14 protein-coding genes are annotated in these 18,018 nt (G+C 70.8%); 2 read left to right on the top strand and 12 right to left on the bottom strand.

Annotated features, from left to right (window positions below; genetic code table 11):
• Nucleotides 1-61 precede the first annotated feature (61 nt).
• Nucleotides 62-3,733: an urea carboxylase gene (uca, locus tag B9P64_RS09375; protein ID WP_085315939.1), complete on the top strand. Its 3,672-nt coding sequence runs from the start codon at nt 62-64 to the stop codon at nt 3,731-3,733.
• Nucleotides 3,734-3,794: 61 nt separating this feature from the next.
• Nucleotides 3,795-4,685 (top strand): TorF family putative porin, encoded by an 891-nt coding sequence (locus B9P64_RS09370; RefSeq protein ID WP_085315938.1) that lies wholly within the window; start codon nt 3,795-3,797, stop codon nt 4,683-4,685.
• Between the two features lie 99 nt (nt 4,686-4,784).
• On the opposite strand, the gene B9P64_RS09365 is transcribed toward B9P64_RS09370, so the two are convergent.
• From B9P64_RS09365 to B9P64_RS09310, 12 genes are all read right to left on the bottom strand, one after another.
• Nucleotides 4,785-5,918, bottom strand: a complete 1,134-nt coding sequence (locus B9P64_RS09365; protein WP_085315937.1) for a protein-glutamate methylesterase/protein-glutamine glutaminase — start codon at nt 5,916-5,918, stop codon at nt 4,785-4,787.
• 33 nt (nt 5,919-5,951) lie between these two features.
• On the bottom strand, nt 5,952-6,788 hold the full coding sequence (locus tag B9P64_RS09360) for a CheR family methyltransferase (RefSeq protein WP_085315936.1): 837 nt from the start codon (nt 6,786-6,788) through the stop codon (nt 5,952-5,954).
• Entirely contained in the window at nt 6,775-7,308 is a 534-nt protein-coding gene (locus tag B9P64_RS09355; protein ID WP_085315935.1) for a chemotaxis protein CheW, read from the bottom strand. The genes B9P64_RS09360 and B9P64_RS09355 overlap by 14 nt, the downstream gene beginning before the upstream one ends.
• 7 nt (nt 7,309-7,315) lie before the next feature.
• A complete protein-coding gene (locus tag B9P64_RS09350; protein ID WP_217808664.1) occupies nt 7,316-9,790 on the bottom strand; it encodes a methyl-accepting chemotaxis protein in 2,475 nt (824 codons plus the stop codon).
• 80 nt (nt 9,791-9,870) lie between these two features.
• Nucleotides 9,871-11,976, bottom strand: a complete 2,106-nt coding sequence (locus B9P64_RS09345) for a chemotaxis protein CheA (protein ID WP_217808663.1) — start codon at nt 11,974-11,976, stop codon at nt 9,871-9,873.
• On the bottom strand, nt 11,973-12,308 hold the full coding sequence (locus tag B9P64_RS09340) for an STAS domain-containing protein (protein WP_235839939.1): 336 nt from the start codon (nt 12,306-12,308) through the stop codon (nt 11,973-11,975). Before B9P64_RS09340 ends, B9P64_RS09345 begins: the two co-directional genes overlap by 4 nt.
• 13 nt (nt 12,309-12,321) lie before the next feature.
• Nucleotides 12,322-12,687, bottom strand: a complete 366-nt coding sequence (locus tag B9P64_RS09335) for a response regulator (RefSeq protein ID WP_085315933.1) — start codon at nt 12,685-12,687, stop codon at nt 12,322-12,324.
• Nucleotides 12,688-12,708: 21 nt separating this feature from the next.
• On the bottom strand, nt 12,709-13,848 hold the full coding sequence (locus B9P64_RS29865) for a methyl-accepting chemotaxis protein (RefSeq protein ID WP_085315932.1): 1,140 nt from the start codon (nt 13,846-13,848) through the stop codon (nt 12,709-12,711).
• A gap of 127 nt (nt 13,849-13,975) precedes the next feature.
• The gene (locus B9P64_RS09325) at nt 13,976-14,926 is read right to left on the bottom strand and encodes an LD-carboxypeptidase (RefSeq protein WP_085315931.1); all 951 of its coding nucleotides are present in this window, start codon (nt 14,924-14,926) and stop codon (nt 13,976-13,978) included.
• Nucleotides 14,926-15,492, bottom strand: a complete 567-nt coding sequence (gene tadA / locus B9P64_RS09320; protein ID WP_085315930.1) for a tRNA adenosine(34) deaminase TadA — start codon at nt 15,490-15,492, stop codon at nt 14,926-14,928. The genes B9P64_RS09325 and tadA overlap by 1 nt, the downstream gene beginning before the upstream one ends.
• Nucleotides 15,493-15,636: 144 nt before the next feature.
• Nucleotides 15,637-17,211, bottom strand: coding sequence for an MFS transporter (locus tag B9P64_RS09315; RefSeq protein ID WP_085315929.1), 1,575 nt, complete (start codon nt 17,209-17,211; stop codon nt 15,637-15,639).
• A 143-nt stretch (nt 17,212-17,354) separates the two neighbouring features.
• Nucleotides 17,355-17,966: a hypothetical protein gene (locus tag B9P64_RS09310; protein WP_085315928.1), complete on the bottom strand. Its 612-nt coding sequence runs from the start codon at nt 17,964-17,966 to the stop codon at nt 17,355-17,357.
• Between the last annotated feature and the right edge of the window lie 52 nt (nt 17,967-18,018).

Below are 18,018 nucleotides of genomic sequence, written 5' to 3'. Positions count from 1 at the left end.
GCGGGACGACCCGCCGTCCGCCTCCTCACACGTCGCGGGACGACCCGCGCTGCGAGCTTCGATGTTCGACAAGGTTCTGATCGCCAATCGCGGTGCCATCGCCTGCCGCGTGATCCGCACGCTGCGCCGCATGGGCGTGCAATCGGTTGCCGTCCATTCCGATGCCGACCGGCATTCGCTTCACGTTGCCGAAGCGGACGAGGCGGTACGGCTCGGCCCGGCGCCTGCCAGCGAGAGCTATCTGCGCGTCGATCTCATCCTCGACGCGGCCCGGCGCACCGGCGCGCAGGCAATCCATCCGGGCTACGGCTTTCTGTCCGAGAACGCCGAGTTCGCCGAGGCCTGCGCCGCGGCCGGCATCGTCTTCATCGGCCCGACGCCAGCGCAGATGCGCGACTTCGGCCTCAAGCACACGGCGCGCGCGCTGGCGCTCGCCGCCGGCGTGCCGCTGTCGCCGGGCTCGGGGCTGCTGCCCGATGTGGAGGCGGCGCGGGCCGAGGCGGCGCGCATCGGCTACCCGGTCATGCTCAAGAGCACGGCCGGCGGCGGCGGCATCGGCATGCAGCTGGTGCGCGATGCCGCCGCGCTCGACGCCGCCTACGCCAGCGTGCAAAGGCTTGCGACCAGCGCCTTCAAGTCCGGCGGCATGTTCGTCGAGAAGTACATCGAGCAGGCGCGCCACATCGAGGTGCAGATCTTTGGCGACGGTCGCGGCAAGGTGGTGGCGCTCGGCGAGCGCGACTGTTCGCTGCAACGGCGCAACCAGAAGGTGGTGGAAGAAGCGCCTGCGCCCGGCCTGAGCGCCGACCAGCGCGGCCGGCTGCATGCGACGGCGGCGGCGCTCGGCAGCAGCATCGGCTACCAGTCGGCCGGCACGGTCGAGTTCGTCTACGACGTGGCGAGCGGCGAGTTCTACTTTCTGGAGGTGAACACGCGGCTTCAGGTGGAGCACGGCGTCACCGAGCAGATCACCGGCATCGACCTGGTGGAATGGATGGTCAGGCAGGCCGCCGGCGAGCTGGACCTGAGCGGCTTCGTGCCCGAGTTCAGCGGCCATTCGATCCAGGCGCGGCTCTACGCCGAAGACCCGGCGCGCAACTTCCAGCCCAGCAGCGGGCTGCTCACCGAAGTGGCCTGGCCCGCCGACGCGCGCGTGGAAACCTGGATCGAGCGCGGCAGCCTGGTGCCGCCCAACTACGACCCGATGATCGCCAAGCTCATCGTCACCGCCGCCGACCGCGACACCGCCATCGCGCAGCTGGGCGCGGCGCTCGCAGCCACGCGCATCGGCGGCATCGAGACCAATCTCGGCTATCTGCGCGCCATCGCGGCCAGCGACACCTTCGCGCGCGGCGAGCAGACGACGCGCTGGCTCGGCGGCTTCGCATTCGCGCAGCGCGCGGTGGAAGTGCTGGAGCCCGGCGTGCAGACCACGGTGCAGGACTGGCCGGGCCGGCTCGGCCACTGGGATGTGGGCATGCCGCCGTCGGGGCCGATGGATGACCTGTCGCTGCGCATTGCCAACCGGCTGGTCGGCAATGACGAGGGCGCGGCGGGGCTCGAAATCACGATGGCCGGGCCGGTGCTGCGCTTTCATTGCGCGGCGCGGATCGCGCTCGCAGGCGCGGCGATGGAGGCGACGCTCAGCTCGATCGACGGCGCGGCACCGCAAGCGCTGGCCTTCGGCATGGCGCACGAGATTGCCGCCGGCAGCACGCTCGCCATCGGCCGGGCGGCGGGCAGCGGCGTGCGCGCCTATCTGGCGCTCGCGGGCGCCATCGACGTGCCCGACTACCTCGGCAGCAAGAGCACCTTCACCCTCGGCCAGGTCGGCGGCCACGGCGGCCGCGCGCTGCGCACCGGCGACATGCTGCATCTGGGCGAAGCCAGCGCCGCGCCGCCACAAGCCGCACCACGCATCGAGCTGCCCGCGCTGCCCCACGACTGGGAGATCGGCGTGTTCTACGGCCCGCATGGCGCGCCCGATTTCTTCACGCCGGCCGACATCGAGATGCTGTTCGGCACCGCGTGGGAGGTGCACTACAACTCCAGCCGCACCGGCGTGCGCCTGATCGGCCCCAGGCCGCAATGGGCGCGCAGCGACGGCGGCGAAGCCGGCCTGCATCCGTCCAACCTGCATGACAACGCCTACGCGATCGGCTCGATCGACTTCACCGGCGACATGCCGGTGCTGCTCGGCCCCGACGGCCCGAGCCTCGGCGGCTTCGTCTGCCCGGGCGTGGTGGCCGAGGCCGAGCTCTGGAAGCTGGGCCAGCTGCGGCCCGGCGACCGGCTGCGCTTCCGGCGCCTGACGCCGGCCGAGGGACAGGCGCTGTTCGACCGCAAGCAGGCGCTGCTGGCCAGTGCGGGCGGCCCGGCGGCGCTGCCGGCGAGCGCTGCGCCAGTCGCCACCGTCACCGCGCCGCGCGCCCTGCCCGCCGGCGCCGTCCGCGCGACCGATGCCGGCGATCCGATCCTGCTGCGCCTGCCCGCCATCGGCGACCGGCCGGCCGTCACCTACCGCCGCGCCGGCGACCTCAACCTGCTGGTCGAATACGGCCCGCTGGTGCTCGACCTCGACCTGCGCTTTCGCGCCCATGTGCTCATGCAATGGCTTGCACGCGCGCGCCACGAAGGCCGGCTGCGCGGCATCGTCGACCTCACGCCCGGCATCCGCTCGCTGCAAGTGCATTACGACGCCGAGCTGCTGAGCGAGGCGCGCCTGCTCGACGCCCTCGCCGCCGCCGAGGACGAACTGCCCGGCCACGACGCCATCGAGGTCGAGTCGCGCATCGTCCATCTGCCGCTGGCCTGGGACGACAGCCAGACGCAACTCGCCACGCGCAAGTACATGCAATCGGTGCGCCGCGACGCGCCCTGGTGCCCGAGCAACATCGAGTTCATCCGCCGCATCAACGGCCTCGACAGCGTCGACGAAGTGAAGCGCATCGTCTACGACGCGAGCTATCTGGTACTGGGTCTGGGCGACGTCTACCTCGGCGCGCCGGTCGCCACGCCGGTCGATCCGCGCCACCGGCTGGTCACCACCAAGTACAACCCCGCGCGCACCTGGACGCCCGAGAACGCGGTCGGCATCGGCGGCGCCTACATGTGCATCTACGGCATGGAAGGCCCGGGCGGCTATCAGTTCGTCGGCCGCACCCTGCCGATCTGGAACCGCTGGAAGCGCACCGCCGACTTTCAGGACGGCAAGCCCTGGCTGCTGCGCTTCTTCGACCGCATCCGCTTCCATGAGGTGAGCGAAGAGGCATTGCTCGATCTGCGCGACGGCTTTCTGCACGGCCGCAGCCATATCGAGATCGAGCCGGCCACGTTCAAGCTGGCCGACTACCGCCGCTTCCTGGCCGACAACGCCGCCGGCATCGACGCCTTCAAGACCCGCCAGCAAGCCGCCTTCAATGCCGAGCGCGAACGCTGGCGCGCAGCCGGCCAGGCCGAGCATCTGGACGAAGCCGAAGCCCCCGCCGACGAGGACGCGAGCGCACTGCCGCCCGATCTGCGCGCCGTCGCCAGCCCGGTCTCGGGCAGCGTCTGGAAGCTCGCGGTCGCGCCCGGCCAGCGCGTCGCGGCCGGCGACACGCTGGTCGTCGTCGAGTCGATGAAGATGGAATTTCCGGTCGTCGCGCCGGTCGCCGGCAGCGTCGCGCGCCTGCTCTGCCACGAAGGCGCGCCGGTGCAGGCCGGCCAGAACCTCGCCGGCCTCGCGCCATGAAAGCCTTTGCAGCGCCCCACCGTTTCCCGCAACCCCACCCTCGACAGGAGAAAACAAGACCATGAATCGCCAACCCAAGCTGCTGCCGCTCGCCGTCGCCCTGCTGCTCGCCGGCAGCGCCCTGCCGGCCCTGGCCGAAGACGCACCCGCCGCCCCTGCCTTTACCGGCCATGTCGATCTGGTCTCGCGCTATGTGCTGCGTGGCGCCACCTCCACCTACGGCAACGGCGCGGCGCTCGGCAACAAGGGCGCCGACGCGCCCGAGAGCAACCATCCGGCGCTGCAATGGGGCGCCGACTACACCGACCCGAGCGGCTTCTACGCCGGCTACTGGGCGTCGATGGTCAACTACTCGTACAAGCAGCTCGGCGACTCCTACTCGAACCGCTCGATCACCACCTGGCAGAGCGACCGCTCGGTCGAGAACGACTTCTATGCCGGCTATGTCGGCACGCTCGACGACTTCAGCTACACCGTCGGCTTCACCGGCTACGTCTACTACAACGGCAGCAATGCCGACGCGCTCGAAACCAAGCTCGGCGTGGGCTACGGCAAGTTCACCGGCTATGCGCAGACGCTGCTGAAGGACGTGGTCTGGGGCAACAAGGGCGACACCTATTTCACGCTCAACTTCGCCGACAAGTGGGTGCACGACCTCGCCTTCACCGCCAGCCTGGGCTGGTACTACTACAAGAAGGAAGGCAAGTATCTGGGCACGACCGACACCTTTACAGGCGCCAAGTGCGGCGCCGGCGAAGCCTTCAACGTCAACGGCTGCTATGCCGGCGACACGCCGACCCGCCACGGCTTCCGCCACATGATCTTCGGCCTGAGCCAGCCGATCGGCGATACCGGCGTCACCTGGGGCACCCAGCTCATCCTGCCGGGCGTCAACCGCTTCGGCACCACGCAAAAGCCTCGCATCGTCGGTTCGCTGAGCTACGCGTTCTGAGCCGACACCCCTGAGCCCGGGCCGGCGGCGCGCCGGTCCGCATGACGAGCGGCGGCCTGCGGGTCGCCGTTTGCATTTGGGGCGCCGGCCGCGCTTGCGTCAGACCGACTGGCTCTGGCGCGTCATCCAGCCGCCGATGGCGTCGAGCGGCAGCACCTCGTCGACGCCGCCGAGCCGGATCGCCACCTCGGGCATGCCGAACACCACGCAGCTGGCTTCGTCCTGGGCGGCGGTGCGGGCGCCGGCCTCGTGCATGGCCTTGAGGCCGCGCGCGCCGTCGTCGCCCATGCCGGTCATGATGATGCCGAGCGCATTGCGGCCGGCATGCTGGGCCACCGAGCGGAACAGCACATCCACCGACGGCTTGTGATGATTGACCGGCGGACCGTCGACCACTTCCACCACGTATTGCGCGCCGCTGCGCGCCAGCCGCAGATGCCGTCCGCCGGGCGCGATCAGCACGCTGCCGGGCAGCACGCGGTCGCCGTGGCGCGCCTCGCGCACATCCACTTCGCACAGGCCGTCGAGCCGGGTGGCGAAGGCGGCGGTGAAGCGCTCGGGCATGTGCTGCACCACGACGATGCCGGGCAGCGTGCGCGGCAGCGGCAGCAGCAGCCGTTCGAGCGCCTGCACGCCGCCGGTCGAGATGCCGATGGCGATCAGCTGCTCGGTGGTGCGGCCGAGCGTGGACGCGCCGACAGGCGCGGGCCGCTGGCCGGCGGCACCGACGGCACCCGCCGGGCCGTGCCCCGATGCCAGTCCGGCGCGGGCCGCCGGCGCACCGGCCGGCCGCAGCGCGCCGACCCGGGCCCGCGCCGCCGCGCGCACCGCCGCGACCACGCCGTTGGCCGGGTCGTCCATGAAATCGCGCAGGCCCACGCGCGGCTTGGCCACGATGCCGACCGCGCCGGCGGCCAGCGCTTGCAGCGTGGTCTCGGCGCCGCGCTCGGTGAGCGTGGAGCACATGACGACCGGCGTCGGCCGCTCGGCCATCAGCTCGCGCAGAAAGCTCAGGCCGTCCTGACGCGGCATTTCCACGTCGAGCACGATCACGTCGGGCGCGACATGGCGCAGCCGCTCGCGCGCGAACACCGGATCGCTGGCGGTGGCGATCACCTCGATGCCGGCGCGCGTCAGCAGCTCGGACAGATGGGTGCGAACCACGGCCGAATCGTCGACGATCATCACGCGGATGGCGGCGCCGGGTGTGGCGGGGGCTTTGAGACTGCTCATGACTGGATTCGCTACAAGAAGGCGGGCATCGGCTCAGACGAGCCGGCGGAACAGCGAGGGCCGCAGCAACTGCAACGGCAGGTCGAGGCCCTGGAGACTTTCGGCATGCCCGACCACCAGCCAGCCGCCGGGCCGCAGCTGCTGGGCGACACGCTCGACCACCGCGCGCCGCATCGGCGGATCGAAGTAGATGAGCACATTGCGCAGGAAGACGATGTCGAACGGCCCGGCGCCGACCACGGCCGGCGGCAGCGGCTGGGCCAGGTTGGCCTGGGCCAGTTGCAAGCGCTCGCGCAGCGGCCGCGCGATCGCCAGCCGGCCGTGCTCGGGGCCCTGGCCGCGCAGGCACCAGTCGCGCAGCAGCGCCGGCGGAATGCCGTCGATGCGGTCCATCGGATAGCGGCCGCGCCGCGTGGCCTCGATCATTTCGGCCGACAGATCGGTGGCCAGCAGGCGCCAGCCGGCATCAAGGCCGAGCCGCGCCGCCAGCACCATCGCCAGGCTGTAGGGCTCCTCGCCCGAGGCGCAGGCGGCGCTCCACAGATTGGGCGGCGCGCTGCGCGGCCACTGGTCGAGCTGCTCGGCCAGCCAGTCGAAATGCGCCGGCTCGCGGAAGAAATAGGTCTCGTTGATCGTGAGCCGGTCGACGGTGCGCGCGATGCGCGCCGGATCGCGGTCGAGGATGAGCCGCGCCACATAGGCTTCGGCCGACGGCAGGCCGGCCTCGGCGGCCAGCTTGCCCAGACGCGCCACCACATGGGCGCGCTTCTGCGCCGGCAAGCGGATGCCGGAATGGCGCTCGAACAGCTCGCAGACGGCGGTGAAGGCGCGGTCGGAAAGCTCGGCCGGCGGGCTGTCAGTGCGCTGCATGCTGGCTCACCAGCCGATCGAGATCCTCGGCGTCGAGCACGCGCGCCAGATCCAGCACCATCACCAGGCGGCCCGGCAGCCGCGCCATGCCGCGAATGAATCCCGGCGCGATGCAGGTGCCGAGCGCCGGCGTCGGCTCGATGCGGTCGGCGGCCAGATCGACCACCTCGGACACCGAATCGACCAGCATGCCGAGCACCCGGGTGCCGGTCTCGCTGCCCGGCAGCTCGACCACCACCACGCAGCTGCGCCGGGTGGCGACGGTATTGCCCAGATCGAAGCGCGAGGCCAGATCGATGACCGGCACCACCACGCCGCGCAGATTCATCACGCCGCGCAGAAACGCCGGCATCAGCGGCACCGGCGTCAGCTCGGCCAGTTCGAGGATCTCGCGCACGCTTTCGATCGGCAGCGCGAAATGCTCGCGGCCGAGCGCGAAGCGCAGGTATTGCGCGGTCGGCGGCGCCTCGGCCGGCGCGACCGCCGCCGCGACGACGCGGGCTTGCGGGCTGGCTTGCATGACCGCCTCAGAAGCGGGTGAAGTGGGCTTCGTCGATCTCGCCGACCGGCACGGCAGTCCGGCGCGGCGCCGGGCGCTGGCCGGCCGCGGCGGCTGCCGGCGGCGCGTAGGGCGCGGCGTCATAGCTGCGCCGCGCATTGCCCAGCCGGAAGAAGCCGATCTGCTCGCGCAGCTGCTCGGCCTGGCTCGACAGCTCCTCGGCCGTGGCCGACAGCTCCTCGGCGGCAGCCGCGTTCTGCTGGGTCGAGCCGCTCAGGCGCGACATGGCGGTGGTGATCTGGGCCACGCCGCTGGCCTGCTCGGCCGAGGCCGCCGCGATTTCCTGCACCAGCTCCGAGGTGCGCGCGATCGACGGCACCATCTGGCCGAGCAGCGTGCCGGCCTTCTCGGCCAGGCTCACGCTGGAGCCGGCCAGCTTGCCGATTTCCTGCGCCGCCACCTGGCTGCGCTCGGCCAGCTTGCGCACTTCGGCCGCCACCACTGCAAAGCCCTTGCCGTGCTCGCCGGCGCGCGCCGCCTCGATGGCCGCGTTGAGCGCCAGCAGATTGGTCTGGTAGGCGATGTCGTCGATGATCGAAATCTTGGTCGCGATGGACTTCATCGCCTCGACCGTGTTGCCGACCGCATTGCCACCGTCGGTCGCTTCCTTCGACGCCTTGGTCGCGATGCCGTCGGTCACCTTGGCGCTGTCGCTGTTCTGGCGTACCGACGACGACATCTGCGCCAGCGACGAGCTGGTTTCTTCCACGCTCACCGCCTGCTCCGATGCCGCATGCGACAGCGAGCCCGAGGTGGCCGATACCTGGGCCGCCGCCGCATTCAGCGCCTCGCAGGCCGCCGCCACTTCGCCGAGCGTGCCCGACAGCTTGGTCACCGAGTTGTTGACCGCATGCTTGAGCTCGGCAAACGCGCCGCGATAGTCGCCGGTGATGCTGTGCGTCATGTCGCCCGCCTCGACCCGGCCGAGCACCTGCCGCACTTCGGTCACCGGCGCCACGATGGCGTCGAGCGTGCGATTGATGCCTTCCACGATCTCGCGGAAGCCGCCGCGCTGGCGTGAAGCGTCGGCCCGCACATCGAGCCGGCCGTCGACCGCCGCCTCGGCCAGCCGCGCCGCATCCTCGACCAGCGCCTTGAGGTTGCGCCGCACCTGCTCGATGGTGTCGTTGATGAAGGCCTTCTTGCCCGGCAGCTGGGCCATCGGCGCATCGAAATCGCCCTCGCCGAAGGCCTTGATGCAGGCCATCGCGAGCTTCTTGACCGCGATGTGGCCGCCGACCATGCCGTTGATGCCCTCGGCCATGCTGGCGAAATCGCCGGTGAAGCGCTTGGCGTCGATCACCACGTCGATGTCGCCCTTTTCATGCTCGGTGCTCATGCGGTTCATCTCCGCGATCAGCCCCTTGAGGTTGCGCCGCACCTGCTCGATGGTGTCGTTGATGAAGGCCTTCTTGCCCGGCAGCTGGGCCAGCGGCGCATCGAAATCGCCTTCGCCGAAGGCCTTGATGCAGGCCATCGCCATCCTCTTGACCGCGATGTGGCCGCCGACCATGCGATTGATGCCCTCGGCCATCAGCCGGTAGTCGCCGGCAAAGCGCTGGGCGTCGATCACCACGTCGATGTCGCCCTTTTCATGCTCGACGCTCATCCGGTTCATCTCGGCGATCAGGCCCTTCAGGTTGCCGCGCACCTGCTCGATGGTGTCGTTGATGAAGGCCTTCTTGCCCGGCAGCCGCTCCATCGGCGCGTCGAAGTTGCCCTCGCCGAAGGCCCTGATGCAGGCCATGGCCTTCTTCTTGACCGCGATATGGCTGCCGACCATGACGTTGATGTCCTCGGCCATGCCACGGAACTCGCCGTTGAAGCGGGCCGCGTCGATCGCCACGTCGATGTCGCCGGCATCGTGCTCGGCGCTCATGTGGCGCATCTCGGCGCGCAGCGCTTGCAGGCTTTCGAGCAGGCTGTTGATGCCGGTGCCCACGCGCGCGACCAGTTCCGGCTTGTCCTTCACGTCGATGCGCTGCGAGAAATCGCCCGACAGCAGCGCGTCGATGCATTGCATCACTTCCTTCTGCACCTGGGCCGAGCGCGCCAGTTCGGCGGTGCAGTCCAGCCATTCCACCACCGCGCCCACGCGCTGACCGCCGGCGTTGCGCAGGACGGTGGCATTGAGATCGAAGGTGCGGCCGCCGAGCTCGATGCGGGCCTGATGCGTGCCGCGGGCATCGTCCAGCACGCGGCGCTGATGCGCCGGATTCTTGTGGAACACGTCGATGTTGCTGCCCACCAGCGTGCTGGCCGAAAAGCGCGGCAGGTCGCGCCGCACATCGTTCTCGGCCGCCTCCAGCATGCGTTGCAGCGACGGATTGACATAGGTGATGACGAAGTTCTCGTCCGCGATCATCACGTTGGTGGCGAGCGCCTCGAGCGCGAGGTTGGCATTGCGTGTCGAGTGCGACGAACCGAACAGGCGTTCGAGCATGGCAAATCTCCGGCTTTGTTTTTGGTGCGGTGAACGATTGGCGCGGACAGGACGCCCGAGCCGGCGAGCCCGGCCCGGCATCAGCCGGCGCCGCGCCTGAGTTCGGCGGCGCGCATGCGCCCACCCTGGGCCGCGATGCGCGACACCAGCGCCGGCACATCGACGATGAGTGCCACCTCGCCGCTGCCCAGCACGGTCGAGCCGGCGATGCAGCGCAGATGACGGAACAGCTCGCCGAGCGGCTTGATGACGGTCTGGTACTCGCCCAGCAGCCGGTCGACGACGAAGCCGACCTTGCCGCCGCCGGCGCGCACCACGATCAGGCTGCGGCGCGCGCTGGCCTGCGGCTCATGGCCGAAGTAGCGCGCCAGATCGAGCCAGGGCAGCACTTCGCCGCGCAGGTCGAAGCAGCCGCTTTCGGCGTCGGGCACGGCGGCGCATTCGGCCGGCGTCTCGATGCACTCGACCAGGTTCTCGAGCGGCACCACGTAATGCACCGGCCCGACGCTGGTGAGAAAGCCGTCGATGATCGCCAGCGTGAGCGGCAGCCGCAGCTGCATGGTGGTGCCCTCGCCGGGCTGGCTGGCGATCTGGATCTGGCCGCGCAGCGATTCGACATTGCGCCGCACCACGTCCATGCCCACGCCCCGGCCCGACAGGTCGCTGATCTGCTCGGCGGTGCTGAAGCCGGGCAGAAAGATCAGCTCGTCGATCTCGCCGTCGGTGGCGGGCGGATGGTCGATCAGGCCGCGCTCCAGCGCGCGCTTGACGATGCGTTCGCGGTTCAGGCCGCGACCGTCGTCGCTGACCTCGATGACGATCTGGCCGGCTTCCTGGCAGGCATTGAGCGCGAGCCGGCCGCGCGGCGACTTGCCGGCGGCGCTGCGCTCGTCCGGGCCTTCGATGCCGTGGTCGAGGCTGTTGCGCACCAGATGCATGAGCGGATCGGTGACCAGCTCGACCATCGACTTGTCGAGTTCGGTATCGCCGCCGGTGATCTGCAGCTCCACATCCTTGCCGAGCTGCCGGGACACGTCGCGCACCACGCGCTGGAAGCGCGCGAAGCTTTCGCCGATCGGCACCATGCGCAGGCCGAGCGCATCGTTGCGCGCCTGCTCCACGAGGTCGCGGATGCGCGCCGCCGATTCGCTGAAGCGCGGCGACCGTTCGCTGTCGGCGACCAGCTGGGCGCCCGAGCTGGCGATCACGAGTTCGCCGATCAGGTCGATGAGATGGTCGAGCTTGTCGGCGCGGATGCGCAGGAAGCGGGCCTTGTCGTCGCGCTGCGGCGGCGTGGCCGGCTCGGCCGCGGGCGCCGTCGCGGCGGATGACGCGATGACCGGCGTCGTGGCGGGCGCGGACCGGGCCACGGGCGGCACGGCCACCGGGCGGTCGGCCTTGGCGCCGGCTTCGGCGCCGGGCGCGGCAGCCGCCGGCCCGGTGTCCGCCGGCGGGTCGAGCGGCTCGATGTCCAGCGCGCAAAGCTCCAGCGCGAACGAGAACACGTCGCGGATCGCCTCGACCCGCGCCGCCGTCTCCAGAATCAGCTCGAAGCCGAGATGGCAGCTTTCCGGATCGAGCGCGTCGAGCGTGGGCAGGGTCGGGCAGACCGGCCGCACCCGCTTGACGCTGCCGAGCGTGGCCAGATAGCGCAGGAAGGACAGCGGATCGAAGCCGTCGCGGAAGGTCGGCTCGTCGAACCGGAGCTTGAGCCGCCACTGGCGCGGCGCGCCGGCGGCGGACATTGGCACGGGCGCCGGTACGGGCGCGCTGGCGCCAGTGCCACCGCCGTCGAGCCGGTCGCGCAGCCGCCGGCCCAGCGCCACGCCGCGTTCGGCCACGGCGGCATCGCTGCGGTCCAGGCCGATCTCGCCGATCAGCGCCTCGATCTGGTCGCGGCTTTCGATCAGCAGCGCCAGCAGCGCCGCATCGGCCAGCACCCGGCCGTCGCGCAGCGCATCGAGCAGCGTCTCCACATCGTGCGTGAAGCGCACCACCGGCTCGAAGCCGAACAGCCCGGCCGAGCCCTTGATGGTGTGCGCGGCGCGGAAGGCCGCGCCAAGCGTCTCGGCATCGCTCGTGCCGCGCTCCATGTCGAGCAGCGCGGTCTCGAACTGCCGCAGCATCTCGCCCGCCTCCTCGAAGAAGGCGCTGCGCGACGCTTCGAGCAGTTCGTCGTCGGTCACGCCCAGTACTCCGGCACGGCGCGCAGGCCGGTGTCGAGGCCGCAGGCGGCCAGCGCGTCGGCCACGCATTGCGGCACGCCGCTGAGCTGGAGCTGGCGCCCGGCCGCCGTGAGCGAAGCGTCGAGCGCCAGCAGCAGCTGCACGCCGGCGCCGTCGATCTCGCTCACACCCGACAGGTCGAAATGCCCATCGCCGGCCTCGAGACGGCTGGCGAGGTAATGGCGCAGTTCGGCCGCGCGATAAATGGTCAGCTCGCCGTCGATGACGGTCGGCATGTCGGCCAGCAGCGCGCCGATGCCGCGGGCGATTTCGGCGTGGGCAAGTTCTTCCATGACGGTGGCTCTTTCAGGCGCAAAGGCGGTTGACGGCGTCGAGCAGCTGGCTCGGCTGGAACGGCTTGGTCATCCATGCGCGCGCACCGGCGGCCTTGCCCTCGGCCTTCTTGGCCTCCTGGCTTTCGGTGGTGAGCATGATGATCGGCGTGAACTTGTGCGACGGCTGGGTCTTGACGTGCTTGACGAAGGTGATGCCGTCCATGCGCGGCATGTTCACGTCGCAGACGATGAGGTTGAAGCGCTGGGTGCCGAGGCGCTGGATCGCTTCCATGCCGTCGCCGGCCTCGGTCACTGCATAGCCGGCGCCGGTCAGCGCGATGCGCACCACCTGCCGGAAGGATGTCGAGTCGTCGATGATGAGGATGTTCTTCGCCATGGGATGCGCCTGCCTGGAGTCTCAGAAGAAGTCGACGCCGCCGCCGTCGGCAGCGGCGGTGTTGCCGCTGTGGTTGGCGCGCTGCTCGATGGTCGTGTAGCCGCCTTCGAGGCGGGCCAGCCACTGGTTCACGTCGGGACGCGGCTCGCCGGCATGCACGGCCGTGGCCAGCCGGTCGATGTCGTCGCCGACATTGGCCAGCATCTGGCTCACGCGGTCCTGGAACTGGAAGTGCACCAGCAGGTTTTCCATCTCGACATGGGCGCGCTCGGCGCTCTGCTTCATCTGCGCCGAGATGTCGTCGATCACCGCGCCGCGCTGCTGCACGGTGGCGGCGATGGCCTGGATGCGCTCCTGGATGCTGGCCATCATGGCTTCCTCGACGCGGGCGTTCTCGCCGACCCGCGCGACCAGCGAGCGCGCCAGCTGGTCCATGTCGCCGATGCGCTTGGCGATGCGTTCGCCGGTCTCGCCCGACAGCCGCGACAGCTGCCGCACCTCGGCCGCAACCACGGCAAAGCCGCGTCCTTCGGGGCCGGCGCGCGCCGCCTCGATGGCGGCATTGAGCGCGAGCAGATTGGTCTGGCGCGCGACCGCACCGACTTCCTCGGCCATGCGGTGCAGGTCCTTGACCCAGTCGCCGAAGTTGAGCACCTCGCGCAGCATCGCGTCCTTGTCGCGCATGGCCTGCTTGAGCGGATCGGTCAGCGTGTTCAGGTTGTGCTCGATGCTGCGCAGATTGTCGTCGTCGCCCTCGGCCACGGCCGAGTTGTGGAACTGCTGGTGATCGAGCTGGGACAGCAGGCCGGAGAAGGCGCCCATCATGTTGCCGACCGCTTCGTCGGACTGGCTGCGCACGGTGGTCACATGGCGCGCCCAGACCGGCAGCAGCCGGTCGAGCACCTCATGCCAACCGGCATCGCGGTCGTGGGCGGCGTTCTCGGCCGGATCGACCGCCGGCTTGCGGAAGGCGAGCCAGGCCACGCCGGCGACCGCCACCGCGGCCAGCGCCGTCATGGCGCTGCCGCCCTGGGCCGCCGCGATGGCGGCAAGGCCGGCGCCGGCCACGATGCCGCCGGCGCGCCAGCGGCCCGGTCCGCCGGCCCCACCCACGGGCAGGACCGGTGCTGCCGCCATGCCGACTCCGACGCTCTGCGTCATTGCTTTCCTCCTGCGCACACCGGGCCGTGCTGAAGGCGGTCCGGTGCAGTCGATTCGTGATGCGCTGGAGTCTAGGAGGCGGCTTCGACGCCGAATTTGTCGATTTGCGGGGCGATAGCCGGCCAGTTCAGGCCGGGCCGGCAGACGCGGACGTGGCTGCGCGCAGCAGCGGATGACCGCTGAAAGCCAGCTCGAGCCGGTCGGCATCGGCGGCGAGCGCGCAGTGGGCGCCGACCGGCAGCGTGAGCTTGTCGCGGCCATGGCCGAACGGCAGCCCGGTGACGACCGGCACCGGGCAGACCGAGCGCAGCCAGCCGACCACGCTCGGCAGGTCGTAGCCGTTGTCGTTGGGGAACAGCCGGTAGTCGGTGAAGTCGCCGAGCAGCACCGCGCGCTGGCGCGCCAGCAGGCCGGCATGCAGCAGCTGGCTCAGCATGCGTTCGACGCGATAGGGATGCTCGGCCACGTCTTCGAGGAACAGGATGCCGCCCTCGATCGCCGGCAGCCAGGGCGTGCCGACCAGGCTCGCGACGAGCGACAGGTTGCCGCCCCAGAGCGGGCCTTCGACCGCAACCGTTGGCTCGGCCGGCAGCGAGGCCGGGCGCGCCAGCTGCACGCGGTAGTCGGCGCTGCCGAGCAGGCCCCAGAAATGGCGCTCGGTGAAGGCCGAGCGCTCGACCGCGCCGAAGTCGAAGCAGGCCATCGGGCTGGCCAGCGTGATCGCGCCCTGGGCCAGCAGCGCCAGATGGGCGGCGGTCACGTCGGACTGACCGGTGAGCAGCACGCCGCGCTCGCGGATCGCGCCAGCCAGTCGCGGCCAGTCGATGCGGTTCATGAGCCGCGACAGGCCGTAGCCGCCGCGCGCCGTCAGCACCAGCTCGGCGTCGGGCGCGAGGATCGCGGCCTCGAAGGCGGCGGCGCGCTCGGCATCGCTGCCGGCAAACCGCTCGACGCAGGCGCGCAGCTGGGCCGCCTCGCGCAGCGCAAAGCCGCGCGCACGGAAGTAGTCGGCCGCGCGGTCGAGCGCGGGAAAGTCGAGCACCTGGCCCGACGGAGCGATGAATTCGGCGACGCGCATCAGTCTTCCGGCGGCATGGGATAGGGCTCGGCCTCGGCGGCGGGCCGGTGGGTGAGCAGGTCGAGCAGCGGCGCCGGCGCCGCGGCACTCAGCAGCGCGCCCTGCTTGCGCGCGCGCCGGGCCGCGAAGAAGTCGCGCAGCAGGCTGCCGCATTCCTCGGCCAGCACGCCGCCCAGCACCTCGGTCTGATGATTGAGCTGGCGCACCGCCGGAATGTCGAGCACGCCGCCGCAGACGCCGGTCTTGGGATCGGCCGCGCCGAACACCACCCGCGCCAGCCGCGAATGCAGCATCGCGCCCATGCACATCGCGCAGGGTTCGAGCGTGACGTAGAGCTCGCAGCCCGGCAGCCGGTAGTTGCCGAGCTTGGTCGCGGCCTGGCGCAGCGCCACGATCTCGGCATGCGCGGTCGGATCGCTCTGGGTGATGACCTGGTTGAAACCGGTGGCGATGACCACGCCGTCCTTGACCACGACGGCGCCGACCGGCACCTCGCCGATCACCTGGGCATTGCGGGCCTGATCGATGGCCAGCCGCAGGAAGAGTTCGTCGGGCTTGCGGTTCATGTGCCGGTCACCGCGCGGCGGGGCCGGCCGGGCCGGAAGGGTCGAGGAATCGGCATGGCCGTCATGGCGAGGGCGCCAGCGCTGCGCTGGGAGGGTGGGCGACGGCCGAGTTTATCGGCATCGCGGCGACGCTCCGATGTGCCGCTACAGCGCCAGAAAGTGATGCACCGCCGGCCGCTCGGGCCCGCGGTGGAACGCGAGCACCTCGCCCTGCAGATCGGCGTCGGCGTTCGATACCCGGTGATGCTGGCGCAGATGCTCGGCCCAGGATTCGACCAGGAACCATTCCATCAGCCGTTCGGGCTCGGCCGAATGCTCGGCGATGCCCCAGGCATAGGCGCCGTCGCGCCGGCGCTCCTGCTCCAACCGCTTGAGCGCAAGCAGGAAGGCGGCGCGGTCCTCGACGTGGATGCTGTACTCGATCTGGATCAGCACCGGGCCCCGGTCATGCGCGACCGGCGCCGCCAGCAGCGGCTCGGGCCAGTGGTTGGACGGTTGCAGATCGGCCTCGCCGGCGGGCAGCCGCAGCCGATGGAACAGCAGGCCGACCGCCACCAGCCCGGCCGCGCCGACGGCCAGCGCGCCCGGCACGCCGATGGCGCGCGCCACCAGGCCCCAGCCCAGACTGCCGGCCGCCATCGCGCCGTTGAACACCGTGAGATAGACCGCCAGCCCGCGCCCGCGCACCCAGTTGGGCAGGATGGCCTGGGCCACGCCGTTGAACGTGGTGAGCGCCACGATCCAGCCCAGCCCGAGCAGCAGCAGCAGCGGCAGCGCCAGCCAGCGCGGCGGCGCCAGCATCAGCCCGGCCATCACGGCGGCGGACAGCAGCGCGGCCAGCAGCACCAGGCCGTCGGCATCGAGACGCTGGCGCAGTCGCGGCAGCAGCAGCGCGCCGACGATGGCGCCCGCCCCGACCGCGCCCAGCAGCACGCCGTAGAAGCCGGCCGTGCCGCCGAGCATCTGGCGCGCCACCAGCGGCAGCAGCGCCCACACCGCGCTGGCAAACACGAAGAACACCGCCGCGCGCAGCAGCACCACATGCAGCGCGCGGCTGGCGCGGGCATAGCGCAGGCCGGCGCGAAAGGCGCCGAAGAAGTTCTCCGACAGACCGCTGGCGGCGCTGGCCGGCCGGCGCCACCAGACCAGCGCGCCGATGACGAAGGCATAGCTCAGCACGTCGACGCCGTAGGTGACGGCGGCGCCGAAGCTGGCCAGCATCAGCCCGCCGACGGCCGGGCCGATCGAGCGCGCGATGTTGATGCCGAGCGAATTGAGCGCGACCGCGCTCTTGAGGTCGGCGCGCGGCACCAGCTCGGGCACGACCGATTGCCAGGTCGGCCCGGTGAGCGCGGCGCCAATGCCGCCGGCAAAGGTGAGCGCGATCAGCAGCTCGACCGTCAGCGCGCCGGAATGCGACAGCAGCAGCAGCGTGCCGCTGACCGCCGCCAGCCCGAGCTGCACGCAGATGAGAAAGCGGCGCCGGTCGAGGATGTCGGACAGCACGCCGGCCGGGATGGCGAGCAGGAAGATCGGCAGCGTGGCGGCGGTCTGGATCAGCGCCACCGCCGTCGGATTGGCCGACAGATCGGTGACGAGCCAAGCGCTGGCCACATCGCGCATGAAGCTGCCGATGTTGCCCAGCACGGTGGCGATCCACAGCACCGCGAAGATCGGCTGGCGCAGCGGCGCGAAGCTGCTGGTGGCGGAGGGCGGCATCGGCAGACCTGTCGGTGGGAGGAGTGCCGTCCGGTGCCGATGGCGCGGGACGGAGCTCCGATGCTGCCGCCCCTACCCGCCCGCGCCCACCGCACAAGGGTCAGGTCCGCCTCGTCCCTTCGGCCGAGGCGGGCCGGTTCGCTTCAGCGGGTCTTGGCCTGAGCGATGTTGGCCGGGTCGGCCTCGTAGTCGGCGGTCTCGGCCGGGCAGGACAGCTCGGCCGAGCGCAGCCAGGGCTTGTCGACATACAGCTGCCAGTCGCGCGTGTTGACGGCATAGCTCTCCTTGCCGGTCGGGTCGCCGCAGGTCTCGGGCGCGACCGACTGGCCTGGGCCGACGGCCACGACCGCGCCGGCCTTTAGCGTGCAGCGCGCGACCCAGGTCAGGTCGTTCCAGGCCTGGCAGATCTCGTAGTTGCTGCGGTAGCCGGTCACCGCGCCCGAGGGCGCGTCATACGACCACCAGCCGCCCAGGCGGTTGGTGTTGCCGCGCGCGTCCTTCTTGGCCGGGCCGTTCCACATGCGATAGACCGGGATGTCCTCGGTGATGCGCACCACCAGCGCTTCAGTCACGCCGCCCTGGCCGTCCGGCTTGACGGCAGCGCTCACCACGGCGCGGGCGTAATCGGGATCGGCGGCGCTGAGGGCGACGGCCTTGCCGGCCAGCTGGGCCGGAAACGGCAGTTCGGCGTGAACGGGGGCGCTCAGTGCGAGCAGGGCAGAAACAGCAAAGGCAGAACGAAGGACTCGGTTCATGACGGGGGCAATTGGCAGGGATAATCCGGTTCGTCATGCGAACCGGGCCTGC

The sequence above is a fragment of the Derxia lacustris genome (assembly GCF_002105195.1).
In the GTDB taxonomy this organism is placed as follows: Bacteria; Pseudomonadota; Gammaproteobacteria; order Burkholderiales; family Burkholderiaceae_E; genus Derxia; species Derxia lacustris.
The sequence above is the reverse complement of the archived record's forward strand: the minus strand, read 5'-3'. Positions and strand labels throughout refer to the sequence as shown.